Here is a 14,156-nt window from a genome sequence, read left to right on the forward strand (position 1 = left end):
AATACTGTCCACAGGAGTCCTTTGGACAGGGTGACAAATCTGTATGATACAACCTCTTTTTATAAAATATTCAATTCCTTTTCGCGGTAACGCGAAAGTGATTCATGGTCTAAATCTAATTCAGTTATCAGATAACTAATGCTTTCTATCGGGCAAACCCTTAATCTTAAAGCAATATCCAGCTTTTCGGAAATACAAAGTACAGCGGTTTTTTTTGCACAGGCTAACATGGCTTTTTTAAGCTGGTTAATTTCCCAGTAGGTATCTGTTAGGCCTTCATCGGGATGGATGGCGCTGGTTCCCATCAGGCATAAATCGGCCTTGATTTCAGATAACTGTGTAATTACTTGTCCGCCGTAAGTAACTTGCGAATTTTTCGAAAATAAGCCTCCAATTAAAATCACTTCGATATTATTGTATTTAGCGAGCTCTACAGCAACCAGCGGACTAATGGTGAAAAATGTAGCAGATAGGCCCTGCGGAAGTCGTTTAACAAATTCTAAAATCGTTGTTCCTCCTCCGGTTAAAACTACCATGCCGTCTTTTATCAACTGAACGGCTTTTTTGCCAATCGCAATCTTGCTATCTCTGGCATAAACCGTACTATCGTCAAAAGAACTGTGATAAGATTTCGATAAAGCGCCTCCATGAACCTTATAAAGCAAGTTTTCATCAACAAGCTCTTGTAAATCCCGTCTGATTGTATCTTCCGAAACATTAAGTAACTGCACTAAGTCGGATGTTAGAACACGGTTATGCAGGTTAATCTGGCGCATGATGAAGTCGTGACGTTCTTTTTTCAGCATAAATCATTTGATTTTCTACGAATGTATAAAAAGATTTTAAAATTATATTATTTGCGTTTTTATGCGTGTTTGTGCGATAAAGTTTTGTTTGTTAGCACAATAAATCTTTCCTATTTGTTTTTATTTTCAAAAACATTCATCATATTTACTTAACTAACATCAAAGCTGCGGTAATTTGCACGTTTGATAAACCGGAATACAAACAACAACTTCTAATAACCACTTTCTTACTAACAAATTATGAAGAAAAAACTATTCTTTAGTTTTATCGGTATGATTATGCTGTGTGCGCAAGTTTTCGCGCAACAGATAACGATTACCGGTAAGGTCAGCTCCGCTGACGGCCCCATTCCCGGCGTTTCTATCCGGGTGAAGGGAAGTACCGTGGTGTCACAATCCAATGGTAACGGAAATTATTCGATAAAGGCATTAAAAACCGATGTATTAACATTTTCTTATGTTGGATACAAAAGTGTTGAAAGAGCTGTTGGTGCAAATAGCACGATTAATGTAACCCTTTCTGCTGATGCCAGCAATCTTAATGAGGTTGTGGTTACTGCCTATGGGATTGATCGCGATGCTAAATCGTTAGGCTATTCAACGCCAAAAGTTTCCGGATCCGAAGTTGCCGAAACCCAGAGAAACGATTTCTTTGGAGGCTTGCAAGGTCGTGTTCCAGGTTTATCGATTAACAGTACCAATGGAAACCCGGGAGCCTCTGCGCAGATTGTTTTACGAGGATTTGTATCGATCAGCGGAGATAATAACGCACTGATTGTTGTAGATGGTGTGCCGATTAACAACAGTACATTAAATCAAACAAGAGAGCTAGTTTCGGGAGCCGCAAACAGAGACCAGGATTACTCTAACCGGGGGATGGATATTAACCCAAACGATATCGAAAGTTATGTAATAATGAAAGGGCCTGAGGCCACTGCGTTATATGGAAGTGCCGGTGCCAGTGGAGCAATTTTGATTACCACAAAAAAAGGTAAGGCTGGTCGCGGGAGTATTAATTATAATAATTCGTTTAGGGTAGAACAGTTGAATAAGTTTCCGGAAATACAGACTAAATACAATTCTGGCGTTTCTAATGGAGTTTACGATGGTGGAAGTTCTAACTTTTTTGGACCGGCATTTTTACCAAGTACACCGCTTTACGATAATATCCATAATTTTTTTGAAACAGGGTTTACACAAAAACACAACTTGTCTTTTGAGGGAGGAACTGAACAGTTCTCTTATCGCTGGTCTAACGAATACACCGATAGTAAAGGAACAATCCCTACAACAAGTTATAGGCGGATCTCATCGAGGATAACTGCTGTTGGTACCATCTCACCGATACTGAAACTAACAAGCACTTTCAACTACATCAATTCTAATAATGATAAGGCAAATAAAGGTGCTAACGGATCTTTGCTTCAGTTGATGCGGTTTAGTTCTGCTTACGATGTTCAGAATTACCAAGATATCAACGGAAACAGGGTTCTGCATCTGGCAAGCATCTATTCGGAATTCGATAACCCGCTTTGGGATGTTGTTAAAAATGTGAATAACGATAAAGTTAACAGGTTAATTGCAAATACGAATGTGGAGCTAAAGCCGACAAAATGGTTAAGGATTAATGGGATTATTGGAGCCGACATTGCCAATACCAAAGGATTGTCGGTATATCATGCTCAATCTTACCGGGGTTCGGGTTCTGCCGCAGCCCCGACAGGCGGAACGGTAATGACCTATGATCAGTTGACCAAGGTATTTAATGGATCGTTAACGGCTAGTGCCAAGCATAAATTTGGAGATTTTAACAATACCTATGTTATTGGTGCTACTTTTAACGATTATAATTCTACTACCGATTCTCAGCGTGGTACGAATATGTATGATCCAAATTTTTACAGTATAAATAATACGCTGCCAACAACACAGCGTACATTAACCTATGTAAACCGCTACCGTACAGTTGGTGCTTTTGCACAGGCCATAATGGGCTACAAAACCTTATTGTATTTAACCCTATCGGGTAGGGTTGATGGCGCTTCGCGGTTAATGCCAAACAATCCATATTTTGCCTATCCATCAGCAAGTTTGGCCTTTAATTTTACCGATCTGGCCACCGTTAAAACAGCTTTGCCATGGCTGGATAATGGTAAGTTAAGAGCCTCATATGCATTAACAGGTAAAGAGCCCTGGAGAGAATATTCTACAGGTACAAACTACGAAGCTAAAAGATTTACAGGTGGTGGTTATGCCTATTCGTACTATGGTGGTAACCCAGACTTAAAGCCGGAGGTATCTGAAAATTTCGAAATCGGTACTGAAATGCAATTTCTGAAAAACCGGATCGGACTTGATTTTAATTATTACAACCTATTAAGTAGAGATCAGATCATTAACCCACGCTTAAGCTATGGTACAGGTTTCGTTTTAGAGATGATGAATGGGGGTACGGTACGTAACCGTGGCATCGAAGTACAGTTAACAGGTAACCCGATAAAAGGAAAAGATTTTAACTGGAACACTACTTTTAACTTTACCCGCAATCGTGGCGTGGTATTATCGCTGGCAAATGAGCTTCCGGAACTTTACGAATCTGATACCTGGGTAATTGGTGAAATCAGGAGCGCAGTTCATCCTGGCTATAGTACGGGTGCGATTAGCGGAACCAGGTTTGATAGAAATAATAGAGGGGATATCTTGATTAATACGTCCTCTGGTTTGCCAACAAGCTCTGATACACAATATTATCCCATTGGAGACAGGAATCCAAAATTTACGCTAGGTTTTGTAAACAGATTTAGCTACAAAGGCTTTAATCTCTCTTTCTTATGGGATTTAAGATATGGTGGCGATGTAGTTAACGGTACCGAATACGCATCTTACATTAAAGGGATCAGTTTGAAAACCCTCGATAGAGAGCTGCCGCGCGTAATTAAAGGGGTTTTAGCCGATGGATTGCAAAATACGGACAATCCTACGGTTAATACGATTGCAGTAACACCATTTTATGCTTCTAACTACTACTCTCTGAACGTTTCGCCAGAAATGTTCGTGGAGCGGAACATCAAAACGCTGCGTTTAAGGGATGTTACTTTGGCATATGATTTTCCACCATCGCTGGTTAAACGCATCGGATTTATCCAGAGCTTCGGCGCATTTTTTACCTTAACCGATTCGATATTGATTACCAATTATTCAGGTGGCGACCCAGAGAGTAATGCAAATTCGCCAGGTGTTGGGGGGATTGGAGGTTTCGGTATCGATTATGGTAATGTTGGCAAACCGATAGGTTTTAATGTAGGATTTAGGGTTAAATTATAGTGAACAACATGAAAATATTATATAAACTATATATTGCTTCGGCAGTATTATTAATGGCTGGAGGATGTAAAAAATACCTCGATATCAATACAAACCCTGCTGTGCCACAAACCAGTAAGGCAGAACTGCTGCTGCCGCCAATTCTATTTCAAATGACAAACGGAACGTCACAGGATTATCGTTTTATCTGGAAAATTACGCAAAATCTTATTGGTGCATCAACTGATGATGGATCTATTGCTTTTGAAAAACACACTTTTGTACGTTCGAGCGACAATGGAGGCGTAATCTGGAGAATGACCTATGTTGATTTGGGTTTGAACCTGGAGAATTTAATTAATGATGCAGTTGCCAATCAAAAATATGAGTATGCTGCAATTGGTTATGCCATTAAAGCTTGGGCCTATCAACAAACAACAGATTTGTACGGGCCAATCATTTTGGATGAGGCGTTTACCCCTGGGATGTTAAGATTCCCTTACCATGATCAGCCAGAAGTATATGCAAAAGTGCGCTACTATTGCGAGCAATCGCTTAAGTATTCTACAATGAAGAGCCCGCTTAATTATGCTACACAATTGGCAAGTGTTACCGGTGATGGGATTTATAAAGGCGATATGACCAAATGGAGAAAATTTGTGTATGCAATTTATGCATTACAGTACAGTCATCTGGTAAATAAACCAGAGTTTAAAGCCATGTACGCCGATAGTGTTGTTAAATACACTGATTTATCTTTTGTCAACGAAACAGAATCAGCAACGGTTTATTTCTCTGCAGCAAGTACCGATGATACCAATCCATTCGGGCCCACATTGGGCTATATAAATCCATCTGGTACAACATCTACTTATTATGGTCGGATTTCGACCACGATCTTAAACTATCTTGCAGGTGGAGTGAGGGGAGTGCCTACCACAAATCCAACAAGCTCACTCGATCCACGGTTGAGCAGGATGTTGCCGGCAAGTACGGCTACAGCTACTTTGGGCAGGTATATAGCCGGTGTTCCAACGCAGGGAAGCAGTACGTCTGGCCTTCCTATTGTTTTCGGCAGTATCCCAGCAGGGTCTACTACTTATAATGGAAAATATATTTTTGCCGATGCAGCAAGGTACCCAATCATGACCTATTCGCAATTACAGTTCGCAAAAGCAGAAGCGTTGTTTTTACAGGGAAAAACAGCAGATGCTTTTACTGCATACAGGGCTGGTATATCTGGCCATATGGTTTTTTGCAACACTTATGGCAGGGCTTCTAAAACCCCTGATCCTTTGATAACCGATGCCGAAATCAATACTTATTTGGCCTCTAATGAAGTTGCCCAAAGTGCCGCAACACTAACACTGGCCGACATCATGGGGCAAAAATACATTGCCCAATGGGGTTGGGCCGGTTTAGAGCAATGGTCTGATATCAGGAAGCATCATTACAGTGCAACGGTCTTCAGGCAGTTCTATCAAATTCCTACAGCCGACCTTCTTTTAGGCGGGAAATATGCTTATCGATTCAGGCCACGTTACAATTCTGAATATGTTTGGAATAGTGAGGAGTTACGCAAGTGGGGCGGGTTAGACGTTGACTACATGACCAAAGAAACCTGGTTTAGCCAGCCATAATTTTTTAATTTAAAAAATATCAAGATGAAAATATTTTCTAACTTATTTGCCAGTCTGTTTATTGCAATGGCTTTAGCTGGTTGCACCAAAAATGTACTCGATTATGGTGAAACCGAAAAATTGACCAGCGACCAGGCTTTATTAAAGGTGAACTATGCCTCTTACTATTATAACAATAGGGCAATAGCAATTAAAATTAACGATAAAAGAGTTAGTAGTGTAATTACTGCACGTACTCCTTTTCCTGGTGGTGGGTATAACACAGGGGGCAGTTCTACGGCTGATTTTCTTGCTGTAAGTCCTGGTAATCTAAAACTATCGATTATTCTTCCCAAAAAGAAAGATGATGGAACTGATTCAGTTGTGCTTTACAGTACAACCTTCCAGATAGAAGCAGGCAAAAATTATGTTGCGCATATTACCGATACCGCTGCAAATACCAAAAATGTTTTAACTCAGGAAAGTTTTACCAGGCCGGATACGGCCTATTGTAAATATCGGTTTATCAACTTAATGCCAAATGTACCATCAGTAGATCTATATTACGGAACCAGTGCAAGCGATAATACAAAAGACTCGCTCATTGCAGGCAACGTAAATTATTTAAACATTACTAACGAGATTACATTAAGGTCTGCGCAATCAAAAACCTGGAAAATCAGGCCGGCTGGAGCAGCAATAACAACCGCAACGGTTCTTGCCAATTATACCAGTGCAAGTACTTTTTTAAACAAAAGGGTTTATACCATTTTTGCTAGTGGTTATAGTGGCATCGCAACGGCACCACGTAGACCTTACGTATCGTTCTTTTTAATCAGATAGATTATAATTACAGATATAAAAGCCAACCCATAGTGGTTGGCTTTTTTATTTCCCAGATTTTTTAGGAGCACAGAAGAGAATAGAGATAATGCAATAACTGCTTAATAATCAGATAATGCGCTTTTTTGCGTGTTTGTGCGGTAATATAGATGTTGCAAAACCAAATTTGTTTTTTTTAATCAAATAATTAGTGATATTTACTTAAATATTGCTGTTTTATGCGGTATTAAGACTAAACTACAAAACAATTCTAAACTTACGTTTATGAAAAAAAAACTACTATTAATTTTTCTTGGTACGTTTGTGTTGCTGGCCCATGCCATTGCACAACAAACTACCATTACGGGTAAGGTTACATCAGAAGATGGCCCTATACCCGGCGTTTCCATCAGAGTAAAGGGAAGCAACACCATTACCCAGACTAATGGAGATGGAGTTTACATCATCAAGGCATTAAAAACAGATGTATTGGTATATACTTTTATTGGGTATGCCACTCTCGAAAAACCTGTTGATGGCAATACTATCGTAAACGTCGTTCTTAAATCCGATTCAAAGGGTTTGGATGAGGTTGTGGTGGTAGGCTATGGTACACAAAAGAAAGCAAACCTAACAGGTGCAGTAAGTACTGTAGATACGAAGGTACTGCAGAGTCGACCAATTACTGATGTTGCCAGAGGTTTGCAGGGTGTTGTTCCTGGCCTTAGTATTACCACGCCTAGTGGTGAATTAGGGAAAAATCCTAAAATTACACTTCGAGGATTAAGGGGGTCTTTAAACGGAGGAGGATCACAACCACTTATCTTACTTGATAATGTTGAGATTGAAAGTTTGCAATTGGTTAATCCAGACGATATCGAGAGTATCTCGGTTTTAAAAGATGCAGCATCTACATCAATCTATGGTACCAGGGCGGCGTGGGGAGTCGTTTTAATTACTTCAAAATCGGGAAAGAAAAACACGCCAAGTAAAATTTCATATACAAATAATTTCTCCTGGTCTACGCCAACAACCTTGCAGAAAATAGCTAATGCTGCCGATGGGGCAACCTTTGCATTGTCAGCTCTACAACGTACAAATCCTAATACCACTCAACCAGGTATTGTAGGAATGTACATTGATGAAATTGCTATTGGCAAAATGAAAGAATGGGATAGTTTATATGGAGGACAGGACTTAGGTGATGAAATGGTTAGAGGAAGGGATTTTGAACTCCGTGATGGTAAATTATTTTTTTATCGCTCATGGGATGCTGCAGATAAATACATGAAAAAATGGACTCCGCAACAAAATCATAATTTAAGTGTAAGTGGGGGAAGTGAGAAAACCAGCTATAATATTGGTTTGGGCTATTTGAACCAGAATGGTGTTTTGAAAGTTAACCCCGATGAATTCGACCGTTATAACATGTCTGTGAGTGTTAACACTGCAGTAAAGGACTATCTTGATGTTAGAGGAAAGATTTTCTACACAAATACGCTAACAACAACACCATTTATCTTTAGTACTGCAACAATTGGTCCTTGGTACTATCTTTATCGCTGGCCGAAATTTTATCCCTATGGTACCTATCAGGGTGAACCTTTCAGAAGCGCAGTTACAGAAGTTCAACAGGCCAATATGAATAGAGAAAAAACAGGCCTAGCCAGGATTCAGGCAGGAGCGACTTTTAAACCTTTAAAAGGATTAACGATTGATGCAGACTATACCTATTCATCAACCAATACTCATTCGAAAATTATTGGAGGTGGAACCAGGGGCATTGATTTTTGGGCAGGTGGCGATTTACCGCCGGTAAATAAAAATTATCAGTCGGTTGCTTATGATTATGCAGCTTTTGGTTCAGCATGGACTGATGTAAATGCTGGTAAACTTTACGGTACGTACACCAAAGATATTAGTGACCATTCATTCAAGGTTATTTTAGGTGGAGATATAGATTATTATCAAAAAAATTATCAGTACTCGAAAAGAAATACATTATTAGATCCTGGTGTAGGCGCAATTCCAGGAGCCATTGGTGATCAGTTTGTTGATGGATACAATAGGCATTACTCTTCAAAAGGATTATTTGGGCGTATCAATTATGTGTATAAAAACAAATACCTCCTTGAATTAAATGGTCGATATGACGGTTCATCACGTTTCCCTAAAAATGACTTATGGGGCTTCTTCCCTTCAATGTCTGCCGGGTGGATTTTATCAGAAGAATCATTTTTAAAGCCAATAGAAAATGTACTGTCATTTTTAAAAATACGCGGATCCTATGGATCAGTGGGTAATCAGGATGTGGTAACTGGAAATAATTTTTATCCTTTTATCCCATTAATGGATACATCAAATTCTGGCTGGTGGATTGGCAGTTCAAACCAGGTGACTATAAGTACTCCACTTGCAGTATCCAGATCCCTTACTTGGGAAACGGTCACTACATTTGATTTAGGTTTGGATGCCCGTTTCTTTAAAAATAACTTAGGAGTAAGTTTTGATTGGTATAAAAGAAAAACTACCGATATGTTAAGTGCCGGAGTAACACTTCCTTCATCTTTTGGGGCAACGTCTCCCCGAAGAAATTATGGAGAGATGACAACTAATGGATGGGAATTAGCAATTGATTATAATCATACTTTTGGAAATGGCTTGATGATCAATTTAACGGGTACCTTATCTGATTTTCAGGATAAAATTACCAAATTTGCCAACACAACATTATCTGTAACAGGTAATTATGAAGGTAAAACTCTTGGGGAAATATGGGGGTATGAAACCGACCGTTATTTTACTTCAGATGATTTTTCAGGAAAGGATGCAAATAATAAATGGATTTTAAAACCTGGCATTCCTTCGCAAAGCAGATATGAAACCGCCTCATTCTTTTATGGCCCAGGTGATGTTAAATATAAAGACCTTGATGGTAATGGCGTAATTAATAATGGCGCTAATACCGTTGATGATCACGGCGATTTAAAAGTAATTGGAAATTCTACGCCACGCTACCAATATGGATTCCGTTTAGGTACTTCCTGGAAAGGTGTTGATATTGATGCATTTTTTCAGGGGGTAGGAAAAAGAGACTTTTGGGCTTCGGGTCCAATCTTTGTTCCAGGTTGGAATCCTGCTGAGGCTTCTTTTGAGCATCAAATGGATTATTGGACGCCTTCTAATCCCGATGCTTTCTATCCAAGACCAACAAATCAGGCCCAATCTAATAACTCATTAAATTTTTTAACTCAAACGAAATATTTATTAAATATGGCCTACTTGAGAGCCAAAAACATTACTGTGGGTTATACCTTTCCAAAACGTTTAACAAGCAAAGTGAAAATTGATAAGCTAAGATTTTACTTAAGTGGAGAAAATTTATTTTCGATTTCTAATGTAGGAATTCCAATAGATCCAGAAGTTGACTATACAGCAGATCAAACTGATGCGGCATCATTTGGAAGAGTTTATCCTTATAGAAAGACATTATCATTTGGTGTTCAAGTAACCTTATAACTATTAAAACGATGAAAAAGATATATATTATAATAGCCTTCCTTATTTTGATATTAGGGAACGGTTGTAAAAAAGATTTTTTGGAAAGGGAGCCACTAGATTCTTTTTCTGATGATACTTATTGGAGAACAGAGAAAGAGGTGAGCACCTTTGCCTGGGGATTTTACACAGGTTATTTTACAGGTTACGGATCCGGATTTACATTTGGGAAATATTTTTCCGGAGAAACATTAAATGATGATTTTGCACCAACAACTCCTACTGCATTTACCAAAAATGTTCCTACATCTGGCGGAGGATGGAGTTTTACTTTTGTCAGAAAAGCCAATATATTTATAGATAGAGTAAGTAATTCAACTTACTTATCTGATGATATTAAAAAGAACTGGGTTGGTGTAGGTCGTTTTTTCCGTGCTTTGGAATATAACGACTTGGTTAAAGCTTTTGGAGATTTTCCTTACTATGACAAACCTTTGGAAGAAACTTCAATAGACTTATATAAACCCAGAGATCCACAGATTGTTGTTTTAGATAACATGCTTGCAGATTTTAAATACGCTGCTGAAAACGTCAGGGCGACTGACGCTCTTGTTGGGCCAAACGGACAAATTGTTAACAAATCCGTTGTGTTGGCATTTATGTCCCGTGTATTTCTTTATCATGGTACCTTGCTAAAATATTCGAATATTAACCCTGCTAAAGCAACCGAGTATTTAGAAGCAGCTAAATGGGCAGCTAACGAAGTGATGACGAAAGGCGGGTATTCATTAGGAGCTAAATATAGAACCTTATTTAGCTCTCTTGACCTTAAAGGAAATCCTGAAATTATTCTATACAGACAGTATGGTACTGCCCAAAGTACGCATTCATTAGTAAGTTATGTAAACAGAGAGCCTCAAACTGGCCCGTCTAAAAATGCTATTGATGCATATTTGTGTACAGATGGCCTTCCAGCTTCAGTATCACCACTTTATCAGGGAGATAAGTCTATAGCTAATGTAATGGCAAACCGTGATCCTAGAATGAAAGAAACATTTGTATCTGACCTGCGTTTACCAGGCATAGCTTCTAATTATTCAACAAGTGGTTATTCTGTTTTGAAATTCTTAATGGAGGATCAAACTTTATGGGGCACAGCTGAAGCACTATCTAGTACCAACACTACTGATGCGCCTATTATTCGTTTAGGAGAAGTTATGATGAACTTTGCAGAAGCTTCTGCTGAACTGGGAACATTAACTCAAGCCGATTTGGATAACTCCATTAATAAATTAAGAAAAAGAGGTGGAATTTCAATGCCTAATCTTCAGGTCATAGGTGGGCAACCAGCCATTAATGGTGTGGTTTACAATGATCCACAGAGAGATCTCACAGTATCTTCATTAATTTGGGAAATTCGTAGAGAAAGAAGGATCGAGTTAATGATGGAAGGTTTTAGAAATGATGACTTGAAAAGGTGGAGGAAATACGCTTACATTGATACTAAATTAAATACTAGTATTAACAGAGGAGCCTGGATTAAAAAAGCAGATTACCCCAAAGCAACTGTAACCATTGATGGAACAACCGAAGGGTATATAATACCTGCCCCTAAACCAGAAACGCAAAGGACATTTGATAATGACAAAGTATATTTAAGCCCGCTGCCACTTGATCAGATTAAACTGTATAAAGATCAGGGAATAGACTTAAAACAAAATCCTGGTTGGCAATAATTAACAAAACACGGATTTAATGAAAATTAAATCCGTGTTTTGTTAATAACCTGAGTTCGATAATTATTTTATAAAAATCATCCTTTATTGGCAGTATGTTTAGGTTCATCGTCCTGCTGAACTTGTTTCAGCATCTTTTTAGTAATAAAGACCCTGAAATAAATTCAGGGTGACGAACGTTCTAACCAAAAACCTAGTTTAAGCAGCTAAAATTGACATTTAATTATCGAACTCAGGTTAATAGCTATTTATAAAGATGCCTGTATTTTTTGGTTATGATTAATTTTCTAAGCTAAATAAAAGGTTTATATATCCAGTTGGTAAGTACGGTTTATTCTATGTACGAAAGGCTTATGAATTCTCAAAATACAAGGTTGCAATTTATAAATGATTTTTATATGAATTGTTTATGCCTACTTATTAGTGTTTAACCAAACTACTTTTCCATCCATAGTGCTTACAACAAGATTTTTTCCATTAATCACATTTACGGTATTGATCATCGAATTATCTATTTTGTGTGCCCAAACCGTGCTTTGTTGTTTAGGATCGATAGCATAAATAACACCATTCTTTGTTCCAAAAAACACCTTTCCGTCCTTTTCAATCAACATGGATGGTACATGTTCATATCCAAAGCCTACATTATATCGCCAAAGTACACCCGGATCTTGAGCCTGCGCTTTATAAGCTACGATTTCGTCCTGCATGGTTTTGCCATAAATGATGGTACTGTCTGCCGATTGTCCGATCGATTCCCGAACCGTAGCTTCTTTGTTTCGCCAAAGCGTGCTGCCATTGTTAGCATCAATAGCTGTTAAATAGCGGTCGGGGGCTGCAATGTAAACGATGCCGTTATAAGCTACAGGCGTTACCATAGCTGGCGAAAACATCCGGTTACCCTGGCCATTGTTCCATTTCCACAACAAGTTCCCGCTGTTAATATCAAGTGCGTATAGATGCCTGCCCCAGGATCCAAAAATAATTTTGCCCTGATAAATAAGTGGTTTGCCCACAATTGTACCTTCTACTTCTTTAAATGCCCATATTTCATTCCCTGTTTTAACGTCCAATGCCCTAAAGGTATTATCGCTGCCACCTATATATACCCGTTGCCCGCGAACTACCGGCGAACCTAATGCCGAGTTAGTTGTTTCTTTGCGCCAGATTTCTTTTCCTGTTTTTGCACTTAATGCGTAAATAGTGCCATCCCCTGAACCGAAGATAACCATATTGTTAACAGCAGCTGGTGATGAGTAGATCGCCCCTTTGGTTTTAAATGTCCATACTTTTTTTCCGGTATTTTTGTTTAAGGCTTCAACCAAACCTAAGCTATTGCCAAAAATAACATTGTTAGATGTGTAGGTTGGTGTATTCACTACGTTTGCGTTGGAGTGGTAAGTCCAAACTTCCTTCGTGCCCGCATATTTATTGTTGATGGCAAAATCAGGACGATTATATTTTTTTGAATCAGCCTGAAAAGTTTTTAGTGCAATTTTTCGCCATGCCGGAAGAATATCCTGGGTTGGTTTTTTAACCTGGAAAAATGCAATATCCTTGGTCATCGTTACAATGTTGTACCCACCAATACTATCCTTTGCCCTTAGGTTGGAGCGGCCCATTGTGGCTTCAATACCTTCAAAATTATAAGGATGATTATTGTGCCCATGGCCGCAAATGGCATACTGGATATTATATTTCTTTAACTTATCTGTTGCTTCGTACCAATTATCCAAACTGTTATCCAATGGGTAATGATTGGCAAAAATAATGGGCATATTTTTAGGTGTTGCTTTAAGCACACTATCCATCCAAACAGTAGCATCCCTTGGAATGTGCCCATCGCTCATCCTTACGTAAGGGCCAGATGCACATGCTATAAAACGGTAGCCATTATGATCGAAAATAAATTTATCGCCGCCAAACGCTTTGATAAAATTTACACCACCTGATTCTGACCATCCGGTATCGTGGTTTCCAGGGATAATGTGGTATGGTTTATTTAATTTTGATAGGATATCTTTAGCCAGTTTAAGCTCATTATTGGTACCCATTTCGGTGATATCGCCAGTAATGATCACAAAATCGATGTCATTCAGCATATTTAAATCAGCAACAGTTCGGTTAAGATCTTCTTCGCCTGTTGATGACCCAACATGGGTATCAGTTACAAAAGCATATTTAAAATTTTGGGCTTTTACAGAGAGCGATATAATAATAGCAAACAGTAAAAGAATGGGATGTTTCATTTTGTTTTTCGTTTAATTGTTTTACCATAAAAATCGGCATTTTTTAGGGCTTAAACAGGGCTGTAATGCCAATTTTACATATTAATAAATGTGCTGTAACAGGTTAAGAAGTAGCTTTTTCAA

7 protein-coding genes are annotated in these 14,156 nt (G+C 38.6%); 5 read left to right on the forward strand and 2 right to left on the reverse strand.

The window, feature by feature from the left end:
• Positions 1-59: 59 nt before the first annotated feature.
• Positions 60-806 carry a DeoR/GlpR family DNA-binding transcription regulator gene (locus J7E57_RS19010; protein ID WP_215124683.1) on the reverse strand — a complete coding sequence of 249 codons (747 nt, stop codon included), beginning with the start codon at positions 804-806 and terminating at the stop codon, positions 60-62.
• A 240-nt stretch (positions 807-1,046) separates the two neighbouring features.
• Here J7E57_RS19010 and J7E57_RS19015 point away from each other — a divergent pair, with 240 nt between their 5' ends.
• From J7E57_RS19015 to J7E57_RS19035, 5 genes are all read left to right on the forward strand, one after another.
• Positions 1,047-4,130 carry a SusC/RagA family TonB-linked outer membrane protein gene (locus tag J7E57_RS19015; protein WP_215124682.1) on the forward strand — a complete coding sequence of 1,028 codons (3,084 nt, stop codon included), beginning with the start codon at positions 1,047-1,049 and terminating at the stop codon, positions 4,128-4,130.
• Between the two features lie 8 nt (positions 4,131-4,138).
• The gene (locus tag J7E57_RS19020) at positions 4,139-5,749 is read left to right on the forward strand and encodes a SusD/RagB family nutrient-binding outer membrane lipoprotein (RefSeq protein WP_215124681.1); all 1,611 of its coding nucleotides are present in this window, start codon (positions 4,139-4,141) and stop codon (positions 5,747-5,749) included.
• A gap of 24 nt (positions 5,750-5,773) precedes the next feature.
• Positions 5,774-6,571, forward strand: coding sequence for a DUF4397 domain-containing protein (locus tag J7E57_RS19025; protein ID WP_215124680.1), 798 nt, complete (start codon positions 5,774-5,776; stop codon positions 6,569-6,571).
• A gap of 264 nt (positions 6,572-6,835) precedes the next feature.
• Positions 6,836-10,069, forward strand: a complete 3,234-nt coding sequence (locus J7E57_RS19030) for a SusC/RagA family TonB-linked outer membrane protein (RefSeq protein ID WP_215124679.1) — start codon at positions 6,836-6,838, stop codon at positions 10,067-10,069.
• Between the two features lie 11 nt (positions 10,070-10,080).
• Complete coding sequence (locus tag J7E57_RS19035) at positions 10,081-11,784, forward strand: RagB/SusD family nutrient uptake outer membrane protein (protein WP_215124678.1); 1,704 nt, start codon at positions 10,081-10,083, stop codon at positions 11,782-11,784.
• 413 nt (positions 11,785-12,197) lie between these two features.
• On the opposite strand, the gene J7E57_RS19040 is transcribed toward J7E57_RS19035, so the two are convergent.
• Positions 12,198-14,033: a PQQ-binding-like beta-propeller repeat protein gene (locus J7E57_RS19040; RefSeq protein ID WP_215124677.1), complete on the reverse strand. Its 1,836-nt coding sequence runs from the start codon at positions 14,031-14,033 to the stop codon at positions 12,198-12,200.
• Positions 14,034-14,156: the final 123 nt, after the last annotated feature.

This window comes from Pedobacter sp. ISL-64 (genome assembly GCF_018613605.1).
Taxonomy (GTDB): Bacteria; Bacteroidota; Bacteroidia; order Sphingobacteriales; family Sphingobacteriaceae; genus Pedobacter.